Raw genomic sequence first — 25,845 nt, 5'->3', positions numbered from 1 at the left:
TGCCAGCACGGTAGCTGCATCAGGATCAAACGTCACAGTCGCTGGAGGACGGCAGTTCTCCAGCGATCCGCGATCAACCCCATTCGATCGCGCAATCCGCGTAACCAGGTGCGACAAACATGACCACCTATCCGGCGGTGTTTGCATGATCGCACGAGTTTCGTGCCGATCCCGCATCAGCTTTTACCACAATTAACTGCGGCCTCTTCGATGTCCCGCTAGACTTGCGGAGACGGTGGGATTCCGCCGTTGCCGAGGCGGCGATGGCCGCGCTCGGACCGGGACTTGAACCCGGCGATTGGGCCGTGTGGACGGCAAACTTTGAAGGACGCACAAACATGTTCGAGCTCACCGTCAATGGGACCAAACATCGCGTCGATGTCGTTCCCGAGATGCCCTTGCTTTGGGTCCTGCGCGACGAACTCGGCATCACCAGCCCCAAATTCGGCTGCGGGGTCGCACAATGCGGCGCCTGCACCGTCCGGATCGACGGGAAAGCCGTGCGGTCCTGCCAGGCGCATATCGGCGAGGTCGCGGGCAAATCGGTCGTCACGCTCGAAGGCCTGGAGAAAAAGGAGCAGAACCCGGTCATCCAGGCCTGGATCGAGCATCAGGTGCCGCAATGCGGCTACTGCCAGACCGGCCAGATCATGCAGGCCATTTCGCTGCTCGATCGGATCTCCAATCCCACGGATGACCAGATCAATCAGGTGATGTCGGGCAATCTCTGCCGTTGCGGAACCTATCCGCGCATTCGCGCCGCGATCCACGCGGCCGCCGCGAAGAAGGTGGCGGAGAAGTAAGATGGGCCACATCGAGAAGCTCTCCCGCCGCGCCTTCGTGCTCGGCTCCGCCGCCATCGCCGGTGGCATTGCGTTCGGCGCTTTCGGCACGGCAGAAGCGGCCGCCACCGCCGGCGACAATCCGCTCTCCGCCGGTCTCGGGCCGAACTCCGTCACCTTCAATCCCTGGGTCGAGATCAGCCCCGAAAAAATCACGCTGATCGCCCAGCATGCCGACATCGGCCAGGGCGTCGGCTCGGTGCAGCCGATCATGATCGCCGAGGAGATGGATCTCGATCCCGGCCAGTTCGACGTTCGCTTTGCCGGGCCCAGTCCCGCCTATTTCAACACCGGCTTTGCCGACGAGTTCGCGCCGTTCGTGGCGGCGGACCAGAGTCCGGCCGCCGAGGAAGCCCGCGCCAAGACGCTCGAATGGCTGAGGCAGGCCGGCCTGCAGATGACCGGCGGGTCGAGTTCGATGCCGGATACCTATGAAAAGCTACGTGTTGCCGGCGCGGTCGCGCGCGAGACGTTGAAGGCGGCCGCGGCCAAACGCACGGGCGTCGCGCTGGCCGAGCTGCGCACCCAGTCGGGCCATGTAATCCTGCCCAACGGCACCAAGATCGCCTATGTCGACCTCTCCGCGGACGCCGCAAAAATTCCGCCGGTGCTCGATGCCAAGCCGCGCGATCCCTCGACATGGCGCCTGCTGGGCAAGCCGATGACGCGCCTCGACATTCGCGACAAGGTCATGGGCGAGCTGAAGTTCGGCATCGACCTGAAGGCGGACGGCATGCTCTACGCCTCCGTCAAGCTCAATCCCGCCAAGGGGCAGCCGCTGAAATCCTACAACGCCAGCAAGGCGCGCACGATGCCGGGGGTCAAGAAGGTCCTCGAAATCAAGAACGGCGTCGCGGTGATTGCGACGAACAGCTGGTACGCCATGAAGGCGGTCGACACCGTCGTTTGCGAGTGGGCGCCCTCGGCCTATCCCGCTGAACAAGCCGATCACTGGAAGGTGCTGGAATCCTCGTTCAAGCCGGAATTCCTCGGCAAGGAGTGGAAGAAGACCGGCGATATCGACGCCGGCCTGAAGACGGGCAAGCTGGTCGAGGCCGAATATCGCGCGCCCTATGTGGGGCATCAGCCACTCGAGCCGCTGAACGGGATCGGCCTCGTCACCGACAAGGGGATGGAGATCTGGGTCGGCCATCAGAGCCCCCGCTTCGTGCAATATGTCGCGGCGACGGCGATCGGCCTCAAGCCGGAGCAGGTCACCTTCCACAATCAGTGGACGGGGGGAAGTTTCGGCCACCGTCTCGAATACGAGAACGTCCGCGTTCTCGCCGAGATCGCCAACCAGATGAAGGGCACGCCGATCAAGCTGGTGTTCTCGCGCGAGGAGGATTTTCTCCAGGACGTCCCGCGGCAAATCGCGATCGCCCGGCACCGCGGCAGCGTCGAGAACAACAAGATTGTTTCCGCCGATCTGGCTTTGGCCTCGACGGCGCCGCTCAAGGGGCTGCTGGAGCGGTCCGGCACGCCTTCGAAGGATCCCGACGGGCAATTGGCCGCCGGCCTGTGGAATGTCTATTACGACATCCCCAATTTCAGGGGCACGAGCTATGAGGCGCAAGGGTTGTCGCCGTGCACGACGTGGCGATCGGTCGGCGCCTCGACATCGGGCTTCTTCACCGAGAGCTTCATCGACGAGCTGATCCACGCGGCGGGCCTCGATCCCATGAAGGCACGCATCGCGATGTGCACCGTGCCGCATTACCGCAAGGTGCTGGAGACGGTCGCGGAGATGTCGGACTGGAAGGGGCCGCTCGGCAACGGCCGCGGCCGCGGCGTCGCCTTCGTGGAGTCCTTTGGCACGCCGGTCGCCGAAGTCGTCGAAGTCTCGATGACGGACAGAGGCATCAAGATCGACAAGGTCTGGATCGCCGCCGACGTCGGCAAGGTGATGGATCCCGTCAATTTCGAGAACCAGGTGCAGGGCGGCGTCGTCTGGGGGCTCGGCCACGCCATCAATTGCGAGCTAACCTACGCCAAGGGCGCGGTTCAGCAGACCAACTACAATCACCACGAAGCGATGCGGATCTACCAGTGCCCGGTCATCGAAGTGCGCGGGCTCGAGAACGATCCCAAGGTGAGAGGCGTCGGCGAGCCGCCGGTGCCTCCTGCCGCGCCTGCGCTCGCGAATGCGATCTTCGCGGCGACCGGCAAGCGGATCCGGGAAATGCCCTTCAACAAGTTCATCGATTTCGTCTGAGGCGCGCCATGAAGAGATCTCTGATCGCGGTCGTCCTCGCGGCGTCGGCCATTGCGGCCCTCACCGGGATTGTCGCCGCCAAGGACGACGGCAAAAGCGAAGTCTCGCAGGCGGGCAGCGTCAGCCGCGCCGAGGGGCTGGAGGCCTGGAAACGCATCGAAGCCGTGGTGACGCATCCGCGCTGCGCCAACTGCCATGTCGACGCCAAGGCGATCCCGATCTGGACGCCGGCCGGCGAGACCAAGCCGCGCGTGCACGGCATGAACATTCATGGCGGAGAAAGCCGGATCGGCACCGAAGCGCTCGCCTGCTCGACCTGTCACATGACATCCACCCAGGCCAACGAGCCGGCACCGTCGCCGCCGCGCGCCGGCATCGACTGGCAGCTTGCCCCGGTCGCCTTCATCTGGTTCGGCAAGACCGGCGCCGAGATCTGCGCGCAGCTGAAAGATCCCAAGCGCAACGGCGGTCGCGACGCCGCCGGTCTCGTCGATCACCTCCGGCACGACGCCTCCCTGAACGGCTTCATCCCGCGCGGATGGGCGCCCGGCGCGGGCCGCTCGACGCCGCCCGGCTCGTTCGAGGAGCACGTCAAGGACATGGCGATGTGGGGCGCCGCGGGACAGCCCTGCCCGGATTGAGCGAGGTCATTTCGCATCCTTGTTCAATTCGATCGCCACCTCCGACATCCAGGACCCCGGGGCTTCCATCAGGAACGACTGATGGTTGCCCTTGGTCTGGATCGTCACCAGCGCCGCGACCGTATTGCCCTCGATGCGCGCCTCGATCAGGCCGTCCTTGTTGGTGCCATAGACCTTGCCGCCCTGGCGATATTCGTGCTCGAACCAGTTGCCGGACAGCTCCGTACCGTTCTGCTCGATGTTTGCGGACAGGACCATCTTATATGCATCGCTGGCGCAGCGCAGGTCGAGGCTGACGGAACGGCCGGGTTTGGTGATGCTGTACGCCACCTTGCAACGGACCTTCTCGCGCGGGCCGTCCGACGGCTTCATCGTGCCGGTGCCCGACCAGGTGCCGCCCAGACTGTCGAACACCAGCTCCGCGCGCACCGGGTTGATGTTTGCCAGCGCGAGGCATATCGCGCCGACGCCGGCAAGCGCGGCGGTGATCTTCAAGTGCATCGCTTAATCCCACTCCGTAAAATCCGCGCGCGTCCTACGCGCGAACAGCCGCGAGATGTTGGCGAAGATGTTTACAAATGTTGCGGAGATTGAATGAACGTTGCCGGAACGCGCCTCACTCGGTGATGAAGCCGACATCGCCGCGGCGGCCTCCCACCGGCCCGGTTCGGCCGTAGATTCGGTTGATGTTGCCGATGAGAGCGGATTGCGGGTCGCTCGCGCCGACGAAGCCGTCGTCCGGCCGCGACAGCTCTCTCGGGCTCACGGCGCGGACCACGTAGGGCGTCACGAGAACGACGAGCTCGGTCTGGTTGTTGACGAAATCCTGGCTGCGGAACAACGCGCCCAGCAGCGGCACTTGCATCAGCCCGGGCAGGCCATTCACCGCGCGCTTGGTCTGGTCCTGGATCAGGCCGGCAACCGCCATGGACCCGCCGGAGGGGATTTCGAGCGTGCTCTCGGCCCGACGCGTCTTGATCGACGGCACGGTCAACGAGTTGGTCGTGCTGTCGCTCACCGCCTGGGACAGCGTGATCGCATTCTCGTTCGAAATATCCGACACCTCGGCCATCAGGTGCATGCTGATGCGGCCTTCCGCCAGGACGACCGGCGTGAAGTTCAACGACATTCCGAATTTCTTGAAGCTGATCTGCGTGGTGCAGACATGAGTGGTCGGATCGCAGGAATAGCCCGCAGGAACCGGAAACTCGCCGCCGGAGATGAAAGTCGCGGACTCTCCCGAGATCGCCGTCAACGTCGGCTCCGCCAGGGTGCGCATCACGCCTGCATTCTCCATCGCGCGCAGCGTGGCCGTCGTCCCGCCTGCCGACAGGGATACGTTGTTGCCGTCCACGAGGTTCTTGCCATAGGCCGTAAAGGGGTTGGAGTTCGTCAGGCTGACGGTCGACGTGCCCGAGCTGAGACTGGTACTGAGGTCGACGCCGAGCTGCTTAATGATCTGGCGCGAGACCTCGGCGACCGTCACCTTCAGCATCACTTGGTCCCGTCCCCGAACCGTGATCGAGTTGACGACCTTGTCGGCGCCGCCCGTGAGGCGCGCGGCGATGTCGTTGGCCTGCTGGGCTTCGACGGGCGTCGCGGCGGTGCCGGTCAATATGACGCCATCGCCGACGCCGTCGATCTGAATGTTGGCCGCGGGAAGCGCCTGCTTCAGCGCGGCCCGAACGCCGTTCAGGTCACGCTTGACGGCGATGTCATAGGCTGCGATCGACTGGCCGGCGGTGTCGAAGAACACCACGTTGGTCTGCCCCACCGCCACCCCGATGACATAGGCGCGCTGCGTCGATCGCAGCACGACATTGGCGATCTTCGGATCCGCGACCAGCACATCCTTCACGTCGCGTGGAAGGTCGACCACGAAGGACTTTCCGACGCCCAGGGACACGAACCGCGCATCGGACGGGCTGGTCGCATCCTCCTGCTTCGGAGTCCGGCGGTCGGCGGCTTCCACCGAGGGCGACTGGCAGGACACCGCAGCCAGGGCGATCAGAATTGGCAGCACGTGCCTGGATGCACGCGGTAATGATCCGGCAGCGCCATGCATGACGATTGTCCTCAACGTCCTGTCCCTCGAAAGACGCCACGGGCTCCTCGCAGGCTGCGGGGAGCCCGTGTCGTTCGACTCGGGTTGAACGTCGCAGGTCAGCCGTTCGGGCGGCGCCACAACAACTGAAACAAAACTGAGGACAGCGATACACGCCAGAAAAAAACGCCCGGCGCGCGCGATCCGCAGACCATCAGCCGCGCGGGTTGACGACGGTGTAGCCCCGCAGAGAGCGCGCATGCAGGCGCGTGGCGTGGCCGCCCGAATTGGCGTCATAGGCCATCCACATATCGCCTCCGAGATGCTGCTCCAGAACGAAGACATGCCCGCGGCGCGCCGCAACCATTCCGGGCGCCGGCGACGCGCGCGGGAAGCGCAACCAGTTCGACGCCAGGTTCAATTCCGGAACGACATGGCCGAATACGCGGATCGCCGCACCGCAGCCACAGAAGGATGATGGACAACCGGCGGGACGGCCGCCGATGACGCGATCACCTGTGACGCTGACCGTTGTCGCGGTATAACCCGCGTTGGTCACTGTCATCTGTGTTGCGCGATAGGCCTGCAACGACGGCCGCGAAACCCGCTCGCGGCGCGGCTGCGCATACGAGAAATCGCATGGCATTGTGATATTGCATTCGGGAGCTTGGAAGTTGCGATAGGACCGCGCTTCTGCGGCGGTCGAGGTGGCGACAACAAAAACGCACGCTGAAAGAACCAGCTTGATCATTTGCAGGACTCTGGGTTGGAGGGTCCTGCCCCGCGACGAGAGACCAATATCGGTTTGGCTGAAATGCGCCTGAAGCGCGGCGGAAAGTGGCTGAGTTGCGCGGCGTTAACGTAGTTAAACTCGCCTCACGCGCAATCGATCCAGGTACAACCGTCATTGCGAGCCCAGGGAAGCAATGCAGGCAGCCTCCGCGGAGACAGTCTGGATTGCGTCGTCGCAACGGCTCCTCGCAATGACGCAGGTGAGAGCTATGGCCTGATCGAAAAGTTCTCCGGCGGCCCCGCCTTGCGCAAGGGCTCGGCGAGCCTTGCGAATTCGCACAGCAGTGACCTTGTCTTTCTGGGATCGATGATCTCCTCGACCCAGAATTTTTCGGCGGAGCGGAACGGCGAGCGCAGCTTGTTGAGGCGCTGCTGGATTTCCTCCAGCTTGGCACCCTTGTCCTCGGCGGCCTCGATGTCGGCGCGGTAGGCGGCCTCGATGCCGCCTTCGAGCGGCAGCGAGCCCCAATAGGCCGACGGCCAGGCGTAGCGGATCGAGAAACGGTCGGCGGGCTGATGCACCACGCCGGCGACACCGAAGGCGTTGCGCAGGATCACGGTGCACCAGGGCACGGTGGTCTGGTTGACCGCGGCCATGGCGCGGACGCCATGGCGGATGGTCGCCGCCTTCTCGGCATCGAGGCCGATCATGAAGCCGGGGCAATCCATGAGATAGACGATCGGCAGATGGAAGGTCTCGGCGAAGTCGACCCAGCGCACCACCTTCTGGCAGGCATCCGCCGTCCACGAGCCGCCATAGTGAAAGCTGTCGCTGGCGAGCACCATCACCGCCCGGCCCTCGAGCCGGGCAAGGCCGACGATGATCGGCTTGCCGAAGTTTTTCGCAACTTCGAAGAACGAGCCCCTGTCGACGACGGCATCGATGATCGGCCGGATCTTGTAGACCTGCTTGCGGTTGCGCGGCACCGCGTTCATCAGCGCTTCTTCTGCGCGCTCCGGATTGTCGGCGCAGGGCACGGTCGGCGGCAGCTCGTAGACCGATGACGGCAGGTAGGACAGGAAACGCCGCGCGCAGGCAAAGGCCTCCTCCTCCGTGTCGACGGCATGATCGACCGCGCCGGCGCGGGTCTGGATATCGGTGCCGCCGAGCTCCTCCTTCGAGAGGTCCTGCCCCAGCGCCTTCACCACCGGCGGGCCCGCGACGAACATCGCCGATTTTCGCGTCATGATGGAGTAGTGGCTGGCGGCAAGCCGCGCGGCGCCAAGGCCCGCGACCGAGCCGAGGCCGAGCGCGACCACCGGCACGCGAGAGAGATTCTCCGTCGTGAAGCGATACCAGCGCGTGCCGCCGATGCCGCCCGGCAGGTTGGCCGCGCCCTTGGTCTCGATGGTCTTGACCGAGCCGCCGCCGCCGGAGCCCTCGATGATGCGGATGATGGGCAGGCGGAAGTCGTGCGCCATCTCCTCCGCCATCAGCGGCTTGGCCGAGATCGACGCATCGGCCGAGCCGCCGCGGACCGTAAAATCGTCGCCGACCACGACGACCGTGCGGCCATCGACGCGCGCACGCCCGAACACGCAGTTCGCCGGCGTCAGCTTCTTGAGATCGCCGCTGGAATCGTACTCACCGATGCCGGAGACGGCACCGATCTCGTGAAAGCTGCCCTTGTCGGTCAGTCTATCGATACGCTCCCGAACAGTCAGCCGGCCCTGGTCATGCTGTCGCTTGACCTTGTCAACGCCGCCCATCTCCCGCGCGAAGGCTTCGCGCCGGGCGAGCTCGTCGAGTTCCGGCTTCCAGTTCATTCACTCCCTCCGAATGGATCGGCTTGTTATTGTTGTGCACGGTCATTGCGACCGGTTTGCGCGGGATGCGGCTGTTGAAGGCGTCGCCTTCCGCGCCCTCCATCAGGCTGCCGAGCGAACGGCCAAGTGCCAGCATCAGCGGTGCGACCTCGTCATGCAGACGCTGCTCGTCATACATCGCCGACAGAAGACCGATCGTGATGACGACGAAGGTCTGGTACTGCGGCGACCAGATCGGCACCGCGAGGCCGTTGATGTGCGGGCTCCACAGGCCACAGGCCACGACATAGCCGCGCTCGCGCAGCATCTGCCGGTTGGCCTCGATGCGGGGCTTCAGGATCTTGGCAGCCTCGGGCGCCTCGCGCTCCATGTCGTTGATGAAGGCATCGCCGAATTCCGGCGCGAGCGCTGCGGTATAGGCTGCGCCTGCCGCGGTCGATGCCATCGAGATGCGGCTGCCGGTGCCTTCGTGCAGGCCGAGCGCCGTCGCCGAGCGCGCGAACTGGAGATAGACGAGATGGAAGCGATCGGGCACGACGAAACCGACGGTGCCCGGCAGCTGCTCGGCGACTTCCTGCAGCCGCTGGCGGATCATGCTGCGCAGCTGCGCGCCCTTCATCATCGAGGCGCTCATCGCCACCGCGCTCGGGCCGATCCGATATTTCTGATCGCGCGGCAGATACACGAGCTGCCCCATGCGCGTCAGGGTGTGCGTGAGCCGCGACACCGTCGAGCGCGGCAGACCGCAGCGATTTGAAATCTCGAGATTGCCGAGTCTCGCCTCGTGGCCCTCGAAGCATCGGAGCACGTCGAACGCGCGCGACACCACCTGGATGACATCACCCTCACCGGCTTCGCCAGCGAGCGCACCTTGCCTACTCAACCGCTCCGAACGTCGTCCCATGTTCCCTACCATTTGTTCCGCTGTGCGGAATTAAATTCCACTTGCAGACGACGCTACCTCAGGCATTTTGCGACGACAACAAAAAGGCGATGGCATGCCAGAAATAAAGATCGTCACCGAAGTCGCGGGACGCATCTGCGCAACGCCCGTGCAAGTTGGAGGAACCGTAGCGGATGGCGATGACGTTGTAGTCGTCGAAGCCATGAAGATGGAGATTCCCGTGCTCTCGCCCGCGAGCGGCACGATCACATCGCTGCTGGTCAAGCTCGACGATGTCGTTGCCGAAGGACAGGCTATCGCGATCGTCGCGAACTGACTGCGTTAACCCTGGGCTGCCGCGACAATCTGTCTGCTTCGTCGCCGCGTGCGCGGTACGACATTGCCATCGCCCGACCGCGATGACATGATCCGTTACAAAACAAAATCTGTTTCAAACAAAGAACGAAAATCTTCGCGGCAAAAGCGAGGATGCTGGGAGGAAAAACATGCTTCGTGGGCTGCTCATGCTCGCGCCTGCTCTGGTTGCGGGCATTTCATTTGCGTCTACACGCTATGCATCCGCCGAGGACATCAAGCTGCCGGCCACGCTGACGTTCACCGCCTATGACACCGGCACCGCCGGCTTCAACATCGCGGTCGGCGTCGGCAAGATGATGAAGGACAAATACGGCACTGACGTGCGCGTGCTGCCCGCGGGCAACGACGTCGCGCGGCTCGCGCCGCTGCGCGCCAAGCGCGCGGCCTCCGCAGCGATGGGATCTGGATCCTATTTTGCGCAGGAAGGCGTGTTCGAGTTCGGCTCCAGGGAATGGGGGCCGCAGCCGCTGCAGATCCTGCTCTCGACGGTCGATTGCAATTGCGGCTCGCTTGCGGTTGCCGCCGACACCGGCGTGAAGGAGCTGAAGGACCTCAAGGGCAAGCGCGTCGGATTCGTCGTGGGCTCGCCCGCGCTGAACCAGAACTCGCTCGCCGTGCTCGCCTTCGCAGGGCTCACGCAGAAGGATGTCAAGGTCGTCGAGTTCGCAAGCTACGGTGCGATGTGGAAGGGGTTGATCAACAACGACACCGACGCGGCCTTCGGCACCACCATCACCGGCCCGGCCAAGGAAGCCGAGACCTCGCCCCGCGGCCTGATCTGGCCGCCGCTGCCGGCCAGCGACAAGGAAGGCTGGGCACGGATGCAGAAGGTCGGCTCGTTCTTCTTCCCGCAAACAGCAACCTGCGGCGCCGGCATCTCGCCGGAGAAACCGGTCGAACTCGGCAACTACCCTTACCCGATCTTCGTCGCCTATGCGTCGCAACCGGCGGACCAGATCTACGCCATCACCAAGGCGATGATCGTCAACTACGACGCCTACAAGGATTCCGCGCCGGGCGCGGGCGGCCTTGCGGCCGACCGGCAGACCAAGAACTGGGTGGTGCCGGTGCATCCCGGCGCGGTGAAGGCCTTGCGGGAGGCCGGGCAATGGAGCGACGCGCAGGAGGCGCATAACAACAAACTGTTCAAGCGGCAGGAGGTGCTGGGCGCGGCGTGGGCGGAGTACGGCAAGTCCAATCCGCCCTCGGACGACAAGGCATTCCTCGAAGGCTGGATGAAGGCCCGCGCGGCGGCGCTCGCGAAGGCCGAGATGCCGAACGGGTTTGAGGATTAGGGCGGGATGGGTTCGCTCACGACCACGCGGAAGGTGCGCTCCCTCTCCCGCTTGCGGGAGAGGGTTGGGGAGAGGGTTTTTCCACGGTGGGATTCCCCCAGAGGCGAGAGCCCTCACCCGCGCCTTCGGCGCGACCTCTCCCGCAAGCGGGAGAGGTTCAGGAGTCCGCGGCCCGACCGATTCAACCAACGACCATTCGCTTAGTCGGCGTTCAACAGCCCACGCTCGGATCGATCATGTCTGTTTCCACCACCACCAGCCCCGACGGCGAGGCCAAGCGGGTCGTGTTCGACGATCCGCATGGCGCGGCCGGCAACATGCAGGAAGCCGAGGTCACGCGCGTGCGGACGTTGCGCGGCGCGTGGCGCTGGACCCTGGTAGCGGCGACCGCGGCGACGATCCTGCTCTGCATCAACCAGCAATTCTCGCTGCGGTTCTTCATCGGCTACACCCAGCTCAACACCGAGTATTTCTATCTCCTGATCGCGTTGATGCTGCCGTTCACGTTCCTGATCTTCCCGGGCACCGAACGCGCGCCGCTCGACCGCATTTCCTGGTATGACCTCGTCTTCTTTGTGGTGACCTTCGCCGCAGCATTGCTGCTGATGTCGAACGTGCGCAAGGCGGCGGAGGCCGGCTGGGAGTTCGGCGGCGCGCCCAACAATGTGATTGCCGCTGGCCTCGTGATGTGGGTGATGCTGATGGAGGCGCTGCGCCGCACCGGCGGCTGGAGCCTGCTGCTGAGCGTGCTGCCCTTCACCGTCTATCCCCTGTTTGCGGAATCAAGCTGGCTCGGCCCGTTCCGCGGCACGCAATCGACACTGGAGCAGGCGACCGCCTATCACGTGCTGTCGGGCGAAAGCCTGCTCGGCATTCCCATCCAGGCCTTCGCCGACACCGTGATCGGCTTCCTGGTGTTCGGCACCGCGCTGATGATGACCGGAGCCGGAAAGTTCTTCATCAATCTCGCGTTTGCGCTGTGCGGAACGTTTCGCGGGGGCGCGGCGAAGGTCTGCATCTTTGCGAGCGGTCTGCTCGGTATGATGTCGGGCTCGATCATCTCCAACGTGCTGACCGCCGGCACCATGACCATCCCGGTCATGAAGAAGAGCGGTTTCCGCGCCTCCTACGCCGGTGCGATCGAGGCCTGCGCCTCCACGGGCGCCGTGCTGGCTCCGCCGGTGATGGGCGCGACTGCCTTCGTGATCGCGCAATTCCTCAATGTCAGCTACGCCGATGTCGCGGTCGCCGCGATCATCCCGGCGGCGCTGTATTATGTTGGACTGTTCATGCAGGTCGATTCCTATGCCGCCCGCCATGGGCTGAAGGGCATCCCGCGCGCCGAGCTGCCGCGGATCATGGATACGATCAAGGACGGCTGGTATTACGTCTTCGTCATCGCGCTGCTGATCGTGATGCTGCTCTATTTCAAGCGCGAGAGCCACGCGCCATTCTATGCGACCGCGCTGCTGCTGGTGCTCAACCAGTTCTTCTCCAAGGACACGCGCTGGACGCTTGCCACCATCGGCAAGTTCCTCGAGGTCAACGGCCGCACTTTCGTCGAGTTGGTCGGCATCCTCGCCGGCTGCGGCCTCCTGATCGGCGCATTCTCGATGACCGGCGTGGTGTCGAGCCTTGCCAACGACCTCCTCCACATTGCCGGGGACAATCCCTTCCTGCTGCTCGGCATGTGCGCGCTCACCAGCCTCATCCTCGGCCTCGGGCTGACGACGACGGCCTGCTACATCTTCCTCGCCATCCTCGTTGCCCCCGCGCTGGAAAAGCTCGGGCTGAACAGGATGGCCGTGCACATGTTCATCTTCTATTGGGGCATGCTGTCGTCGATCACGCCCCCGGTTGCGATCGCTTCCTTCGCCGCCGCCGGCATTGCCGGCTCGCCGGCGATGAAGACCGGTTGGGAATCGATGTGGGTCGGCAGCATCATCTATTTCATCCCGTTCTTCTTCGTGCTCAATCCGGCGCTGGTGCTGCAGGGGCCGAGCCCGTATCTGGCCGGCCTCGGCCTGATGGGCATGGCCGCGTTCGGCACGCTCTTCATCTGCGGCGGCATTCAGGGTTACCAGCCCTTCGTCGGCGACCTGCGAGGCGCGGGCGCGCTGGAATGGCCGTTGCGCGTGCTGCTGGTGATCGGCGGCTTCGTGGTCGCGACGCCCGGCGGCGGGATCATGCCGCTGTCACAGATGCAGGTGACGCTGCTCGGCCTTGCCATCCTCGTGCCGACCGTTCTGATCGCCCTGTTGTTGGTGCGGCGGCAATCGCCCCTGCCGAACGGGTTGCGCGTGCCCTGATTGCGTTGCACAAGGGAGGCGATGACCCAATCGCCGCCCGCTTCCGCCTGGATCCGCTCGAAACCGCCCTTGCTGCGGTTTCTGAACGCCTGCCTCAACGAATTCTCGGCCGAGACATCAGGCCATGTCGCCGACTACATCCCGGAGCTGAGCAAGGCCGACCCTGCCTATTTTGGCATCAGCCTCGCGACGCTGGACGGCCATGTCTATGAGGTCGGCGACAGCAGGGTGCCCTTCACGATCCAGTCGATGTCGAAGCCGTTCGTGTTTGCGCTCGCGCTCGACCTGCTCGGCGCAAGCAAGGTCGAGAGTGCGATCGGCGTCGAACCCTCCGGCGATCCCTTCAATTCGATCCGGCTCAATGCCGAGAACCATCCGTTCAACCCGATGGTCAATGCCGGCGCGATCGCCTGCACCGGGCTGATCTACGACAGCAAGGGTCCGGAGGCGTTCGAGCAGATTCGCCTGGCGCTCAGCCGCTTTGCCGGACGCGACCTCGCCTTGGATGAGGCGGTCTACACCTCCGAAAGCCAGACCGGTGACCGCAACCGCGCCATCGGCTATCTGCTCAAGACCAATGCCGTGATCTCCGACAATGTCGCCGGCGTGCTCGACGTCTATTTCCGGCAATGCGCGGTGCTCGTGACCGCGCGCGACATCGCGGTGATGGCGGCAACGCTCGCCAATCGCGGCGTCAATCCGGTCACGGGCGAGCAGGTGCTGACGCCTTACGCGATATCGCGCACGCTGTCGGTGATGACGTCGTCGGGCATGTACGACTATGCCGGCGAGTGGATCTACCGGATCGGCATTCCCGCCAAGAGCGGCGTCGGCGGCGGCATTCTGGCGGCGCTCCCGGCCCGGCTCGGGCTCGGCAGCTATTCGCCAAAGCTCGACAAACACGGCAACAGCGTGCGCGGCATCAAGGTGTGCGAGGCGCTGTCGTCGCATTACGATCTGCACATGCTCAACCGCAGCGACGACGCCCGCAACGCCGTGATCGCCGACTACGACATCGGCAAGAGCCCGTCCCGCCGCGTCCGCCGGCCGCAGGAGCGCGAGATCCTCGCCGCACACGAGCAGGAGGTGCGGATCATTGAGCTGGTCGGAACGCTGTCGCTGTCGGCGGTCGACTACGTCTCGCGGCGGCTGGCGGGCCGGACGCGGCCGCAATTCGTGATCTTCGACCTCCATCGCGTCACCTCCACGACGCGCGCCGGCGCCCGGCTCGCCGCCGAGGCGTTCGAAGAGCTGGCGCAGCTCAACATCACCGTCGTGCTGTCGGGCGTCCGGCGGGCCTCGAAGGAATGGAATACGCTGCGGGAATGGACCGCCGAGCTGAAGAACGTCCGCGACTTCTATCTGCTCGACACCGCGATCGAATGGGCCGAGGACCAGATCGTCTACCGCTATGGCGGCTCGATCGACTTCCACGAGACCACCGAGCTTGCCGAGCAGCCGCTGCTGGAAGGCCTCAGTGCGGACGAAGTCGCCGAGCTCGGTGCGATCAGCACCGTCAGGACCTATCAGTCCGGCGCGAAGATCATCACCACCGGCGAGCCCGCAGATTCCCTGTTCTTCCTGCGCAGCGGCGCCGTGCACGTCACCCTGCCCGACGGCGTGCGGCTGGCAACCCTCACCGCCGGCATGGCCTTTGGCGAAATGGCGCTGCTCGAGCCGACCCGCTCTGCCGATGTGTTTGCGGACATGGCCGCGACCGCCTTCGAGGTCCCCCTGAAGGATTTCGAGCGTTTCCGCCAGCAGCACCCGCGCGCCTCTGAGCGCATCATGCGCAACCTGGCGCTGTTGCTGGCGGATCGTCTGATCGTCGCAAATGCGAAGGTCGATATTTTGACCTCGACATGAGCGGCGGAGGCTCTTCACCTCTCCCGTAGGGAGAGGTCGGGTCGCATCGAAGATGCGATCCGGGTGAGGGGTTACGGACAATGTTCTGAAGAGCCCCTCACCCGGATTGCTGCGCAATCCGACCTCTCCCCGTCGGGGAGAGGTGAACAGCGTCGCCCTTCGCTAACACCTCACCTCTAGCGGCTCGCAGCCTCACTGATCCGACGCTTGATCTTGGCGGCACTGGCCGCGAGCAGTTCGGACGGCTGCTGGCCGGTCGCGGCGCACAGGCAGGCCCAGTAATAAATGACATCGCCGAGCTCTTCGACGAGACCCGCCTTGTCGAGCCAGTCGTCGCGGAGCAGCTTCTTTATGTGCTCGGCGACCTCGCCGGCTTCCCCGGCGAGGCCCAGCCCGAGATAGGACAGCCGCTCGTTCGAGGGGTGCTCATCGACCTTGGCGATGGTGGCGGCCCAGGCCGCATATTCATCGATCGTCATCGGCATCCCTCGCGCGGCAGCCTTCCGATCAGCCCACCACTTCCGTGACGGGCTGGAGATCGATCTCGAATGTCTCCAGGAATTTTGACGTCATGATGTAAAATCCGACCGAAAGCTGCAGCTCGACCAAAGCGGCCGGCGTCAGCTTCGAGGCAATCGCCTTGAAGGTCGCATCGGTCGGCTTGTTCAGCTTCACGATCTCGTCGGTGAAGGCGAGCGCAGCGCGCTGCACTTCGTTGAAGCAGCTCGCGCCTTGCCAGTTCTCGAGCGCCTCGTTCTGCTCGTCGGTGACGCCGACATTCTTGCCGATGCGCTTGTGCGCGACGATCTCGTAGGGCGCCTCGCACAGGATGCCGGTGCGGGTGATTGCGAGCTCGCGGACAACAGGATCGAGCTCGCCCTTGTGCCTGATCGCACCGCCCAGGCGGCAATATTGCTCAAAATAGCTCGGCGAATGCGCCATCATGCGGAAGATGTTGGCGTTGCGGTTCTTGTCGAGGATTTCGCGGGTGCGATCGGACGCGTTGATCGGGTCGCTGTAGAGGATGCGGGCCATCAGTCACCTTGGGTCTTGTTCTCGTTTTTGAACAGTTCCCAAGAGTATTCTCGCACCGGCACAAGAGCAACATCCTCGCGGCTCGTCTCCTTACGGAGAGGCCTTTGGCGCCGGGAATGGCGCCGGATTGGCGAAGCGCTTGACGATGTTGGTGATCAGCAGGGCTGCGACATTGTTGTAGCCGTCGACCGGCAGCGCTCCGATGAAATTCATCGAACCGACCGAAAACACCGCGCCGCCGTTCGGTGTCTCGAAAAAGGTCAGGTCGGAGCGGATGATGTCCTCGCGCGGGGCCGGCCAGGTGTGGTCGTAACGTTCCTCGTTGACGGGCTGATAGGTCGGATCGGTGAGGACGGCGCGGCCGATGATGATGGCGTGATGCGGCGTGCCGAGGCGGACGTCGGCGCGGTCCAGTTCATGGCCGGCGGCGCCGCCGCCCATGAAGCCGCGCTCGCCGAGCTTTGCGCCGGGCCGCGCCAGATCCTCGATGCCCTCGCGCATGAAGGCGACGCGGGGATCGAGAACGCCATCGAGGAACGTATAGGGGAAACCCATATATTCTCCTTGCGTCGAGAAGCCGACGCCGACCAGCGCCTGCGGCGGGCGGCCGAGCCGTCGCCACAGGCCGCCATAGGAGCCGTCGAAGGCGTGATAGCTCTCGCCGGGCAGCGTTTCCCAGAGACGAATGCCGCCCTCGGCGCGCCGCAGCTCGAACGCCCAGGTACCCGTCGCATGCGGCACCACCTTCCAGTAGAAGCCGTTGCCGCCGAGATACATGAAGCGGCCGCCATTGCCGATATAGGCCCCGAGCGCATCGAGCGTCTCGTGCGTGTGATATTCCGGGTGCTGGCCGGTCAGGACCACGGAATATTTCGACAGCAGGTCGACACCCTCGGCATGGACATCGTGATCGGTGATGACCTCGAAGTCGATGCCCTTGCGGGTCAGGAGATCGGTGATGGCGCTGTCGGCGGAGATCCAGTAGAGGCCCGAGCCGTAATCGCTGGGATCGACGAGGTGGATCTGGTTGACCCGCTTGTCGATCAGCGGCCGGCGCATGGTCGACATCACCACGCCGCTGCCGTCCGAATGGAAATTATAGGGCGAGACGCCGTATTCGGGATGACCGTCGGGCGCCTGCGCCAGCGCACCCCAGGCCAGCGAGCGCTCCGTGATCAGGGCCTGCCGGCCCTTCTTCTGATACTGGCTGTAGACCGTGTAGCTGAAGGTCGGCGCGAGGAACGCCACCTTGGCCTGCGATCCCGGCACTTTGGCGCGGACGTAGAAGACGATGTTGTCGCGCGCGCCATCCTTGTCGAGATGCAGCGCGTAGACGCCGCTTGTCCAGTCGTCAGGCACGGTGAAGCTCAGCGATGGCTGCCAGCCGGAGTCGCCAATATCGTCGTCGTGGAAATGGATCGCGCCCCAGAGTTCTGGCTCTTCGGTCCAGCGATGCGTCACGCCGCCGGTCCAGCGCGAGCCCGTCATCGCGCGCGTCGGCAGATTGATGCAGGTGCCGTGCGCGCTGGAGGGGCCGATGTCGGTCGCGACGTCCGAGGGAATGCCGATCGAGAAATCCCATTCGGCGATGGCGGGCGCCGCCGCGCCGGAGGCTTGCGCGGTGATGATGCCGTCGAGGCCAGCACCGCCATCGGTGATGCGCGGCCGCTCGATCTTGCCGTTGAAGCGATCGGCCACGCCCTTCCCTGCGCGCTCCGCCGCAATCGCGACCGGCCCCGTGCCGGCCAAGGCAGCCTTCGGCGCGCTTAGCGATTTCGTCGCACGCTCGTCGCGGTCGAGCCTGCTCTTGCGCGGCGCCTGCGCGATCGTCAGCGATCCCGCCGCGGGGTCGAACAGGCAGGCGACATCGTGCCAGGCACGCTCGGTGAGCGCGATGCCGGTCTCGACCTCGACGCTGCCCTCGCCGGTCACGAGCCGGGCGAAGGCGCCCGTCGCGCCGACGCCGAGCGTCAGCGCACCGCCGGCGCCGGCAAAATTCAGCACGGCCTGCTTGCCGGCGGCGAGCAAGGTCGGCCAGACGGTCGCAGCGAAGGCAATCGGACCCGTTGGCAATGCCAGCTTGGGCACGTCGACCCACGAGCCCTTGGCGATGACCTGCTCGATGCCGTCGTGCTGACCTTCGAGATCCCACTTCATGGGTATCTCGCGATAGCCGGGCCCTCCAGGGTTCGGGTCGCCGCAGATGACGCGGGCTATACGCGCCGAATAGCGACCGCCGCCCTTGACCGCGATCATGAAGTTGATGTCGTCGCCGGGGCGCACGCTCCAGCGATCCGCATAGCCGGTGATTGGAAGCATCGAAAATCCCCTTTCAGGCGCTGCGCACGTTCCAGAACAATGGCAGGCCCTTGAGCATGCCCGTCAGGGTCTTCTTGTACGCGGTCGGCTGATAGAAGACACCAAGCGGCACATAGGGAACGTCGATAAAACACTGCTTCTGCATCTCGATGCCGATCCTGGCCTGCGCGGCGGCATCGGGCGCGGCGAACCAGGCATCGCGCAGCTGCTCCAGCTTCTCGCTTCTGGCCCAGCCGAAGGTCGCCTTGTCACCGCTGCCGCGGATGAAATTATGCGCCGACGGGTTGAGCTGCGTCACGCCCGCGGAATAAGTGCAGAAGGCGCTGTAGCCGCCCTTGTCCGGCGTCTCGCGATTGCCCATGCGCCGCAGCATCGAGCCCCAGTCCATCATGACGTAGTCGAGGTTGAAGCCGAGCTTGCGGAACAGATCGGCGGTGACCTCGCTCATCTGCCCGATCACGGGGAAATCGCCCGGCGCCATCAGCAGCACCTTCTCGCCCTTGTAGCCGGCGTCGTTGATGGCCTTGGCCGCGGCGGCGATGTCGCGGGGACCGGTCAGCGCTTCCATGCCGGCATCGTTGGCCATGTTGCCGCCGGGCGCGAAGAAGCCGATCTTGTCACGCCAGAGGCTGGTGTCGTCGCCCGCGATCGCCGACATGAATTCCTTCTGGCTGACGGCGGAGAGCACGGCGCGGCGGATGGCCGGGTTGTCGAACGGCGGCTGCGTGTGGTTGAAGCGCAGCACGCCGACATTGCCGATGGGATCGAGCAACTCGACATTGAGCGCCTTGTTCGCCTTCAGCTTCGGCAAGAGGTCGACGATGGGCTGATCCCACCAGTCGATCTCGCCCTGCTGAAGCGCCGCCGCCGCCGTCGCGGGATCGGGCAGAACCTGCCACTCGACCCGGTCGAAATAAGCGACCTTGGGCCCCGCGAGCAGGCTCGGCGTGCCCTCGGGGCGCGGCACATAGCCATCGAAACGCGTGTAGACCAGACGCGCGCCGGGCACGTGCTGATCGGCCTGGAATTTGAACGGACCGGAGCCGATCAGTTCCTTGACCGGCGTGACGCTGTCGGTTTGCGCCAGACGCTCCGGCATGATGAAGGCGATGATGGCGCCGACCTTGCCGAGCGATTCAGGCAACATCGGAAACGGCGCCTTGAGCCGCCAGCGCACGGTCTTGTCGTCAGGCGCCGAGAGCTCGTCGACCAGAAGAAACAGCGAATTGCCGAAGGCATCGCGCGAGGCCCAGCGCTTCAGGCTCGCCACCACGTCGCGCCCACGCACGGGCTCGCCATCGTGGAATTTCAAGCCGTCCCGCAAGGTCATCGTCCAGAGCTTGCCGTCGTTCTCGACGGTGTGGCCGGCGACCATCTGTGGCTGGACCTGGAATTTCTCGTCGATGCCGTACAGCGTGTCCCAGATCAGGAAACCGTGGTTGCGGTTGACGAGACCTGTGGTGATCATGGGATCGAGGATCGCAGCATCGGCCTGCGGCACGAAGCGCAGCGTGCGCGAGCCTTGCGCACGGGCAATGCGCGGCATCGCAAGCGTGGAGCCCAAGGCGACGCCGAGACCGGCGCCCAGTGTGGATCGGAGCAGGTCTCGACGGCGCATGTTATTTTCTCCTCAACGGGTTACGCAGATGGACGTGTCTCGGCAAGCCTGGCTTCGATGCTGGACAGGGTTTTCGCGAACAGATCGAGCGCCTCGTCGACGCCGGCCTCGTCGATGATCAGCGGCGGGCAGAACCCGATCGTGTCGCCCATCGCGCGGATGATCAGGCCATTCTCGATCGCGCGCGCGTCGAACATCGCACCGACCTTGAGCGCGGGATCGAAGACCTGCCGCGTCGCGGGATCGGCGACCAGCTCGACGCCGATCATCAACCCCTCGCCCCTGACCTGGCCGACGATGCGCGAATCCTTCGCGATCTGCGCGAGCCCGTTGCGGAGCCTGCCGCCCATGCGGCGGACATGCGGCACCACATCCATCTCGTGGTAGATCTTGAGCGTCTCGAGCGCGATGGCCGCACCAACCGGGTGCCCGGAATTGGTGAAACCGTGGCCGAACAGCTCGCCGCCCTTGTTCATCTCGGCGAGCGCGTCGCGGATCGGCCGGCCGAGCAGCACCGCCGACATCGGGAAGTAGGACGAGGTGATGCCCTTGGCGAGCGCGACCATGTCGGGCGTCATGCCGACCGTCTCGCAGCCGAACCAGTTGCCGGTGCGGCCGAAGCCGCAGACCACTTCGTCGCCGAGCACCAGGATGTCGTGACGGCGCAGCACCGTCTCGATCGCAGCAAAATATCCCTTCGGCGGCACGACGATGCCGCCGCCGGCATTGATCGGCTCGGCGATGAAGGCGGCGATCGTGTCAGGTCCCTCCGCGATGATCATGGCTTCGAGATCGGCCGCGAGACGGGCGACGAACGCCGCCTCGCTCTCGCCGGGCCGCGTGCCATGATAGGCGTCCGGGCAATGCGTGTGCAGAAAACCGTCGAGCGGAAGGCCGAATTCGCGGTGCATGCGGGGCAGACCGCACATCGAGGCGGCAACGATGGTCGAGCCATGGAAGCCGCGGTCGCGGGCGATGATCTTGCGCTTGCCGGGCTTGCCGTGGACCGCGTGATAGACCCAGGCGAGCTTCACCATGGTCTCGGTGGCTTCCGAACCTGACGTTGCGAAATAGGCCTGCGCGTCCGGGATCGGCGAGATCTCGACCAGCTTCTCGGCGAGGTCGATCGTGTTGTCCGGCGTCTTGTGATTGAAGCTGTGGTAGAAGCCGAATTTGTCGTAGGCAGCGAGTGCCGCAGCCTTGAGCCGGGTCTCGGAAAAGCCGAGCGAGGTGCACCACAGGCCGGCCATCGCTTCCAGATAACGCTTGCCGCCTGCATCAAAGACATGGACGCCCTCGCCGCGCGCCATGATCAGCGGTCCGATTTCTGCATGTCGTCGAGGATTGGTCTGCGAGTGCAGATGGAACGCGATGTCGCGCGCCTCGGCGGAATTCAGTCGTCTGTCGGACACGCGTCGACGCTCCGTCTTCTTGCCCCCGGCGCTCTTGTGACGGCACCGGGCGACCAAATTGGTCAGTCCAAATTGGTCTGACCAGCTTGGCTTTCGTGCACCAGCTTGTCAAACTCAAAAAAAGAGCTGATGAGCACGAAGATGTTGCACGACCCTCCATCCAAGCCCGAGCGCAGCTTCGAGATCGTCGCTCGGCGCATTGCTGCGATGATCCAGGCGAGTTACCGCATCGGCCAGCGCCTGCCAGCCGAGCGCGATCTCGCCAAGACGTTTGGCGTGTCGCGGCCGACCGTGCGCGAGGCGATCCTGTCGCTGGCGATGGCCGGCATGCTGAAGGTGCGCAGCAACAGCGGCGTCTACGTGATCAGCCGTCAGGAAGCCCCTGACGTTCACAAGCTCGAAGGCTTTGGCCCGTTCGAAAATCTGGAGGCGCGCCAGCTGATCGAGCCGCAGATCGCGGCGATCGCGGCGCAACGCGGCACCGAGGCCACTTTCGCGCAGCTCGCCGAAGCCCTCGCCATGATGCGCTGGGAGCATGCTCAGGGACGCGAGGCCGACACGTCGGATCACCGTTTCCATGTCGTGCTGGCCGAGGCGACCGGGAACGGAGCGCTGGTGTCGATCTGCGACTCGCTGTGGCGCGCGCAAACCGAGTCCGGCATCTGGCAGGAGATCCACAACCACATGCGGATGGAGGACTATCGTCCGATGTGGCTCAGGGATCACGAAGCGATCTTCGCAGCCGTGCAGGCGCGGAACCCGCGCAAGGCGAGCAGCGCGATGACGCGTCATCTCAACAATATCAGGGACGCGCTGATGGTGGCGTCGAAGGCCAAATCGATGGCTGCAACGAAGCTACCCAAGAATTCTCCTCGAAAAATCCGATGAGTTGCGACGGTTGAATAAAGTTCGCGCACACGCTGTGCTGCAAGACCTCACCAGCAACAACATCGAGTCAAAATGCCGCCGCAATGCTGAACGACCTTGGCGCAGTCGATATTCGCCGCGTGGGGACACATCGGGGTGAATACTCGCAAGGGGTGTTCCGAGTAAAAACAATTGGCCGTCTTTGCGCTTCAACCGCGCAACGATGAGCTACGCCCAAGTCTAGGGAGAAAACGGCATGAAGGAAGCCACCAAGGGGGCGGCCTCGGAAGCGTTCGCGCATATGCTGGCGGTGATGGCCATGCTCGTCATCGCCAGCATCTTGTTCTATGCGCGTTAGTTTGAGTTGAGTTCACGAGCTTTCGTCATTCCGGGGTGGCGTCTCGCACAGCGCCAGGCCCAGAATACCCGTTCCAGGCTCGGTCATTGACCGCCCCCGAATGACGAATCCCTCTACTTTGCCTTCGTGAAGAACGGCACGGGCTTTCCGGCAAACGGCTTGAAGCTCGCGGTCACGTCATCGCCGATGGCGAGATCGTTCTCGCCATGCGCCATCATGCGAAAGCCTTCGGCGCAATCGACCAGCAGGATATTGTAGGGCACATGCGCGCGCGTGTCGGGTGTCGCAGCGCGGCAGACCAGCGAGGTCGCGTAGACCCTGCCCTTGCCGCTGGCGCGTGCTACGCGCGGATCGGGCGCTCCGCAGGCCGCGCAGAAGGCGCGGTGGAAATACTGCACATGACCGCATGCTGCGCAGGTCTGGTAGTTGATGGCCGCTTCGCCCCTGGTCCAGTCCGCCGGACGTTCGCTCATCGCACGCGCTCCAGAAACATGCTGACGTGGGACGACAGCACGCCGCCGTCGCCATGCAGCAGTGCGATCGAGGCGTCCTTCACCTGGCGGGTAGCCGCCCGCCCCGTCATCTGCAAATGCGCCTCGACCAGATGCGCCATCGCGCCGCCGACGCCGCAATGGCCATAGCTGAGCAGGCCGCCATGGGTGTTGAGCGGCATGGCGCCGTCGCGGCTGAAATGGCCGGCACGAACGCGCGCCGCTGCTTCGCCGCGGCCGGCAAGGCCGAGGTCTTCCAGCAGCATCGCGAGCGTGATGGTAAAACTGTCGTAGATCGCGGCGTAGCGCACGTCGGAGATCGCGAGGCCCGTCGCCTCCTTGGCGCGGGCGACGGAGATTTCGGCACCGAGCTCGCTGAGCGCCGGCGCGGCCGTGACGTGCTGATGGGTATGGGCCTGGGCGCAGCCGCGGATGCGCACCCCTAGCTCGCCGGTCCGCTCGCGGCTGATGACGAAGGCGGCGCCGCCATCGGACACCGGGCAGCAATCGAGCAGTTTTAACGGCATCGCCACCGGCTTCGACGCCATCACATCGGCAACCGTGATGGGATCGTGGAATTGCGCGCCGGGATGCGTGCAGGCGTGGGCGCGCATCAGCACGGCAAATTCGGCGAGGTCCTCTTCGGTCACGCCGTATTCATGCATGTAGCGCGTGGCGACGAGGCCGTAATAGGCGGGAATGGTCGGGCCCAGCGGCACCTCGTAATCGGGATGACCGACCTGCGCCAGCGCCTGGATCGAGGCGTCACGGCTCTGCCCGGTGAGGCGGTTCTCGCCGGCGACGACGAGCATGTTGCGGCAGACGCCTGATGTGACGAGGTGATGGGCGAGCATGGTCATCGCGAGACCGGTGGCACCGCCGACTTGGACAGCATGCGCGTAGGACGGGCGGATGCCAAAATGCTCTGCGAACACTGTCGCCAGCATGATGTGGGGCGAGACGGTGGAGTAGCCGCAGAGGATGCCGTCGATCTCGGCGCGCTTGAGGCCGGCGTCGTCGAGCGCGAGTTGGGCGGCCTTGCTCATCAGGTCGAGCGACGATGAGCCGTCGTGCTTGCCGTAAGGCGTGAGGCCGACGCCGGTGATGAAGCTCATGATGCCCCCTGCTCCGGCGCCGCGCGCGTCACGCCGTCGCGGACCATGGCGGCGATCTCCTCAGTGGAGTAGCCGATCTCGCGGAGGATCTCCGCGCCGTGCTCGTTGAGGCGTGGCGCAAGCCGCACCGGCTCGGCTTCCGTCTCCGACCAGGTTGCGGTGACCTTCATGCTACGGATCGGACCTTCGGTCGGATGGTTCACGATCGGGAAGAAACCGGTCGCTTCGAGATGCTCGTCGTGCAGGATCGATGCAAGGTCGTGCATCGGCATCACCGGCACGTCGGCCTTGGTCAGGAGGTCGATCCACTCGGCGGTGGTGCGCGTTTCGAAAATGCGGGCGAGCTCGGCGTAGACGACGTCGATATTGGCGGCGCGGCCGGCAAAGGTTGCGAATTTGGGATCGGCGCGGAGATCGTCGCGGCCCGTCGCCTTGAAGAAATTCTCCCACTGCTTGTCGTTGTAGACGATCACGCTGAGATAGCCGTCCGACGTCTTGTACGGCCTGCGGTCGCGCGAGAGGTGGCGGGCGTAGCCGCCCTTGTCGAGCGGCGGCTCATAGGTGAGACCGCCCATATGATCGCCCATGACGAACCCGGCCATGGTCTCGAACATCGGGATGTCGACGCGCTGGCCGCGCCCGGTGCGGTCGCGGTGCACGAGGCTGGCGCAGATCGCGCCGACCGCGGTGAGGCCGACGATGCGGTCGACCAGCGCGTTCGGGACATAGCGCGGCACGCCGTCGCCGGTTTGCGCCATCAAAGCGGGGAGCGCGGTGGCGCCCTGGATCAGGTCGTCATAGGCGGGTTTGGCCGCATAGGGCCCGTCCTGTCCGAAGCCGAACACGCCGGCATAGACGAGGCGCGGATTGATCTTGGAGACGACGTCGTAGCCGAGTTGCAGCCGCGCCATCGCCTGCGGCCGGACGTTGTAGACGAGCACGTCGGCATCCTTCAGCAGCCGCAGCACGGCTTCGCGGCCCGCGGGCTTCTTCAGGTCGAGGCAGATCGAGCGCTTGCTGCGGTTGGTGTTGAGAAACACCGGGCCCATGCCGGCATGGCGGGTCGGGCCAATCAGGCGGGTGACATCGCCGTCGAGCGATTCCACCTTGATGACGTCGGCGCCGTAATCGCCGAGCATCTGGGTCGCATAAGGCCCCATCAGCACGGTGGTCATGTCGACGACCTTGATGCCCTTCAGCGGCCCCATCCGTTCGCTCCCGATTGCGCGGGCTCTCCCGCGATTTCGGTCCAGCTAACGGCAGCGACGCCGCGCGCGCAAGGCCGGCCGGCGTATGGCCTCATGCGCGGCAACGCGGCCGCTATTTCTTCTGGCGGGATTCGCGGATCTTGATGAGACGATCGAGCTCGTCGTTCTGCTGATTGATGCGGTCGGCGATGCGCGACTCGCTCTGCTCGCCGGATGCGGCGGCAGCCTGCTCGATCAGCTGCCGGATATTGTCCTCGAGGATCGCGATGCGATCGTTGAGTGCGTCCATCGACAGCGAGTCTTCGTAGTCATTGCTCATGATATATTCCCTGCAAATCGATCAAGAGCTTTAAGGGGCCCGGGCGGCCCCACCATGATCTAACGCAAGAA

General features: G+C 64.7%; 22 protein-coding genes. 8 read left to right on the top strand and 14 right to left on the bottom strand.

Annotation, left to right across the window (positions count from 1 at the left end):
* The first annotated feature begins 338 nt into the window (after positions 1-338).
* The 3 genes from HYH08_RS01135 to HYH08_RS01125 are packed head-to-tail and all read left to right on the top strand — an operon-like array spanning position 339 to position 3,698.
* Positions 339-803 carry a (2Fe-2S)-binding protein gene (locus HYH08_RS01135; protein WP_220007898.1) on the top strand — a complete coding sequence of 155 codons (465 nt, stop codon included), beginning with the start codon at positions 339-341 and terminating at the stop codon, positions 801-803.
* 1 nt (position 804) lies between these two features.
* Positions 805-3,057 carry a xanthine dehydrogenase family protein molybdopterin-binding subunit gene (locus tag HYH08_RS01130; protein WP_220007897.1) on the top strand — a complete coding sequence of 751 codons (2,253 nt, stop codon included), beginning with the start codon at positions 805-807 and terminating at the stop codon, positions 3,055-3,057.
* Positions 3,058-3,065: 8 nt separating this feature from the next.
* On the top strand, positions 3,066-3,698 hold the full coding sequence (locus HYH08_RS01125; RefSeq protein ID WP_220007896.1) for a hypothetical protein: 633 nt from the start codon (positions 3,066-3,068) through the stop codon (positions 3,696-3,698).
* Between the two features lie 6 nt (positions 3,699-3,704).
* On the opposite strand, the gene HYH08_RS01120 is transcribed toward HYH08_RS01125, so the two are convergent.
* The 5 genes from HYH08_RS01120 to HYH08_RS01100 all read right to left on the bottom strand — a co-directional run bounded on the left by HYH08_RS01120 (position 3,705) and on the right by HYH08_RS01100 (position 9,205).
* Positions 3,705-4,199, bottom strand: a complete 495-nt coding sequence (locus HYH08_RS01120) for a hypothetical protein (protein WP_220007895.1) — start codon at positions 4,197-4,199, stop codon at positions 3,705-3,707.
* A 115-nt stretch (positions 4,200-4,314) separates the two neighbouring features.
* Positions 4,315-5,763 (bottom strand): type II and III secretion system protein family protein, encoded by a 1,449-nt coding sequence (locus HYH08_RS01115; protein ID WP_502787383.1) that lies wholly within the window; start codon positions 5,761-5,763, stop codon positions 4,315-4,317.
* A 193-nt stretch (positions 5,764-5,956) separates the two neighbouring features.
* Positions 5,957-6,493, bottom strand: coding sequence for a hypothetical protein (locus HYH08_RS01110; protein ID WP_220007894.1), 537 nt, complete (start codon positions 6,491-6,493; stop codon positions 5,957-5,959).
* 248 nt (positions 6,494-6,741) lie between these two features.
* A complete protein-coding gene (locus tag HYH08_RS01105; protein WP_220007893.1) occupies positions 6,742-8,301 on the bottom strand; it encodes an acyl-CoA carboxylase subunit beta in 1,560 nt (519 codons plus the stop codon).
* A complete protein-coding gene (locus HYH08_RS01100; RefSeq protein ID WP_220007892.1) occupies positions 8,231-9,205 on the bottom strand; it encodes an IclR family transcriptional regulator in 975 nt (324 codons plus the stop codon). The genes HYH08_RS01105 and HYH08_RS01100 overlap by 71 nt, the downstream gene beginning before the upstream one ends.
* Before the next feature lie 94 nt (positions 9,206-9,299).
* On the opposite strand from HYH08_RS01100, the gene HYH08_RS01095 reads away from it, so the two are divergent.
* The 4 genes from HYH08_RS01095 to glsA all read left to right on the top strand — a co-directional run bounded on the left by HYH08_RS01095 (position 9,300) and on the right by glsA (position 15,032).
* Positions 9,300-9,521: a biotin/lipoyl-containing protein gene (locus HYH08_RS01095; protein ID WP_220007891.1), complete on the top strand. Its 222-nt coding sequence runs from the start codon at positions 9,300-9,302 to the stop codon at positions 9,519-9,521.
* Positions 9,522-9,690: 169 nt separating this feature from the next.
* A complete protein-coding gene (locus tag HYH08_RS01090) occupies positions 9,691-10,857 on the top strand; it encodes a TAXI family TRAP transporter solute-binding subunit (RefSeq protein ID WP_220007890.1) in 1,167 nt (388 codons plus the stop codon).
* Between the two features lie 236 nt (positions 10,858-11,093).
* On the top strand, positions 11,094-13,166 hold the full coding sequence (locus HYH08_RS01085; protein ID WP_220007889.1) for a TRAP transporter permease: 2,073 nt from the start codon (positions 11,094-11,096) through the stop codon (positions 13,164-13,166).
* A 21-nt stretch (positions 13,167-13,187) separates the two neighbouring features.
* The gene (glsA, locus tag HYH08_RS01080) at positions 13,188-15,032 is read left to right on the top strand and encodes a glutaminase A (protein ID WP_220007888.1); all 1,845 of its coding nucleotides are present in this window, start codon (positions 13,188-13,190) and stop codon (positions 15,030-15,032) included.
* Between the two features lie 176 nt (positions 15,033-15,208).
* Here glsA and HYH08_RS01075 read toward each other — a convergent pair whose 3' ends face one another.
* The 5 genes from HYH08_RS01075 to HYH08_RS01055 form a co-directional block, all read right to left on the bottom strand.
* Positions 15,209-15,511 (bottom strand): nucleoside triphosphate pyrophosphohydrolase family protein, encoded by a 303-nt coding sequence (locus HYH08_RS01075; protein WP_220007887.1) that lies wholly within the window; start codon positions 15,509-15,511, stop codon positions 15,209-15,211.
* Positions 15,512-15,539: 28 nt separating this feature from the next.
* Complete coding sequence (locus tag HYH08_RS01070; RefSeq protein WP_220007886.1) at positions 15,540-16,067, bottom strand: carboxymuconolactone decarboxylase family protein; 528 nt, start codon at positions 16,065-16,067, stop codon at positions 15,540-15,542.
* 90 nt (positions 16,068-16,157) lie between these two features.
* Positions 16,158-18,386 carry a N,N-dimethylformamidase beta subunit family domain-containing protein gene (locus HYH08_RS01065; RefSeq protein WP_220007885.1) on the bottom strand — a complete coding sequence of 743 codons (2,229 nt, stop codon included), beginning with the start codon at positions 18,384-18,386 and terminating at the stop codon, positions 16,158-16,160.
* A gap of 13 nt (positions 18,387-18,399) precedes the next feature.
* The gene (locus tag HYH08_RS01060; protein ID WP_220007884.1) at positions 18,400-20,004 is read right to left on the bottom strand and encodes an ABC transporter substrate-binding protein; all 1,605 of its coding nucleotides are present in this window, start codon (positions 20,002-20,004) and stop codon (positions 18,400-18,402) included.
* A gap of 20 nt (positions 20,005-20,024) precedes the next feature.
* Entirely contained in the window at positions 20,025-21,416 is a 1,392-nt protein-coding gene (locus HYH08_RS01055) for an aspartate aminotransferase family protein (protein ID WP_220007883.1), read from the bottom strand.
* A gap of 129 nt (positions 21,417-21,545) precedes the next feature.
* Between HYH08_RS01055 and HYH08_RS01050 the strand changes: the two genes are divergently transcribed.
* Positions 21,546-22,304, top strand: a complete 759-nt coding sequence (locus HYH08_RS01050) for a FadR/GntR family transcriptional regulator (RefSeq protein ID WP_220007882.1) — start codon at positions 21,546-21,548, stop codon at positions 22,302-22,304.
* 450 nt (positions 22,305-22,754) lie between these two features.
* Here the strand turns inward: HYH08_RS01050 and HYH08_RS01045 are convergent, their stop codons facing one another.
* The 4 genes from HYH08_RS01045 to HYH08_RS01030 all read right to left on the bottom strand — a co-directional run bounded on the left by HYH08_RS01045 (position 22,755) and on the right by HYH08_RS01030 (position 25,774).
* Positions 22,755-23,114 (bottom strand): Zn-ribbon domain-containing OB-fold protein, encoded by a 360-nt coding sequence (locus HYH08_RS01045; protein WP_220007881.1) that lies wholly within the window; start codon positions 23,112-23,114, stop codon positions 22,755-22,757.
* Positions 23,111-24,247 (bottom strand): thiolase family protein, encoded by a 1,137-nt coding sequence (locus HYH08_RS01040; protein WP_220007880.1) that lies wholly within the window; start codon positions 24,245-24,247, stop codon positions 23,111-23,113. Before HYH08_RS01040 ends, HYH08_RS01045 begins: the two co-directional genes overlap by 4 nt.
* Positions 24,244-25,455: a CaiB/BaiF CoA transferase family protein gene (locus HYH08_RS01035; protein ID WP_220007879.1), complete on the bottom strand. Its 1,212-nt coding sequence runs from the start codon at positions 25,453-25,455 to the stop codon at positions 24,244-24,246. Before HYH08_RS01035 ends, HYH08_RS01040 begins: the two co-directional genes overlap by 4 nt.
* A 112-nt stretch (positions 25,456-25,567) precedes the next feature.
* Positions 25,568-25,774, bottom strand: a complete 207-nt coding sequence (locus HYH08_RS01030; protein ID WP_220007878.1) for a hypothetical protein — start codon at positions 25,772-25,774, stop codon at positions 25,568-25,570.
* Positions 25,775-25,845: the final 71 nt, after the last annotated feature.

Origin of the sequence: Bradyrhizobium sp. BR 10289 (assembly GCF_019455385.1) — a bacterium.
Classification (GTDB): domain Bacteria; phylum Pseudomonadota; class Alphaproteobacteria; order Rhizobiales; family Xanthobacteraceae; genus Bradyrhizobium.
This window is presented reverse-complemented; position numbering and strand designations above follow the sequence as displayed.

What these genes read in the sequence shown, in the direction of transcription:
- HYH08_RS01050 (WP_220007882.1), top strand. Translation starts at nt 21,546, where the DNA reads ATGAGCACGAAGATGTTGCACGACCCTCCATCCAAGCCCGAGCGCAGC.
- HYH08_RS01115 (WP_502787383.1), bottom strand. Translation starts at nt 5,763, where the DNA reads ATGCATGGCGCTGCCGGATCATTACCGCGTGCATCCAGGCACGTGCTG.
- HYH08_RS01130 (WP_220007897.1), top strand. Translation starts at nt 805, where the DNA reads ATGGGCCACATCGAGAAGCTCTCCCGCCGCGCCTTCGTGCTCGGCTCC.
- HYH08_RS01125 (WP_220007896.1), top strand. Translation starts at nt 3,066, where the DNA reads ATGAAGAGATCTCTGATCGCGGTCGTCCTCGCGGCGTCGGCCATTGCG.
- HYH08_RS01105 (WP_220007893.1), bottom strand. Translation starts at nt 8,301, where the DNA reads ATGAACTGGAAGCCGGAACTCGACGAGCTCGCCCGGCGCGAAGCCTTC.
- HYH08_RS01135 (WP_220007898.1), top strand. Translation starts at nt 339, where the DNA reads ATGTTCGAGCTCACCGTCAATGGGACCAAACATCGCGTCGATGTCGTT.
- HYH08_RS01035 (WP_220007879.1), bottom strand. Translation starts at nt 25,455, where the DNA reads ATGGGGCCGCTGAAGGGCATCAAGGTCGTCGACATGACCACCGTGCTG.
- HYH08_RS01095 (WP_220007891.1), top strand. Translation starts at nt 9,300, where the DNA reads ATGCCAGAAATAAAGATCGTCACCGAAGTCGCGGGACGCATCTGCGCA.
- HYH08_RS01030 (WP_220007878.1), bottom strand. Translation starts at nt 25,774, where the DNA reads ATGAGCAATGACTACGAAGACTCGCTGTCGATGGACGCACTCAACGAT.
- HYH08_RS01070 (WP_220007886.1), bottom strand. Translation starts at nt 16,067, where the DNA reads ATGGCCCGCATCCTCTACAGCGACCCGATCAACGCGTCCGATCGCACC.
- HYH08_RS01045 (WP_220007881.1), bottom strand. Translation starts at nt 23,114, where the DNA reads ATGAGCGAACGTCCGGCGGACTGGACCAGGGGCGAAGCGGCCATCAAC.
- HYH08_RS01060 (WP_220007884.1), bottom strand. Translation starts at nt 20,004, where the DNA reads ATGCGCCGTCGAGACCTGCTCCGATCCACACTGGGCGCCGGTCTCGGC.
- HYH08_RS01100 (WP_220007892.1), bottom strand. Translation starts at nt 9,205, where the DNA reads ATGGGACGACGTTCGGAGCGGTTGAGTAGGCAAGGTGCGCTCGCTGGC.
- HYH08_RS01075 (WP_220007887.1), bottom strand. Translation starts at nt 15,511, where the DNA reads ATGACGATCGATGAATATGCGGCCTGGGCCGCCACCATCGCCAAGGTC.
- glsA (WP_220007888.1), top strand. Translation starts at nt 13,188, where the DNA reads ATGACCCAATCGCCGCCCGCTTCCGCCTGGATCCGCTCGAAACCGCCC.
- HYH08_RS01085 (WP_220007889.1), top strand. Translation starts at nt 11,094, where the DNA reads ATGTCTGTTTCCACCACCACCAGCCCCGACGGCGAGGCCAAGCGGGTC.
- HYH08_RS01120 (WP_220007895.1), bottom strand. Translation starts at nt 4,199, where the DNA reads ATGCACTTGAAGATCACCGCCGCGCTTGCCGGCGTCGGCGCGATATGC.
- HYH08_RS01090 (WP_220007890.1), top strand. Translation starts at nt 9,691, where the DNA reads ATGCTTCGTGGGCTGCTCATGCTCGCGCCTGCTCTGGTTGCGGGCATT.
- HYH08_RS01040 (WP_220007880.1), bottom strand. Translation starts at nt 24,247, where the DNA reads ATGAGCTTCATCACCGGCGTCGGCCTCACGCCTTACGGCAAGCACGAC.
- HYH08_RS01110 (WP_220007894.1), bottom strand. Translation starts at nt 6,493, where the DNA reads ATGATCAAGCTGGTTCTTTCAGCGTGCGTTTTTGTTGTCGCCACCTCG.
- HYH08_RS01065 (WP_220007885.1), bottom strand. Translation starts at nt 18,386, where the DNA reads ATGCTTCCAATCACCGGCTATGCGGATCGCTGGAGCGTGCGCCCCGGC.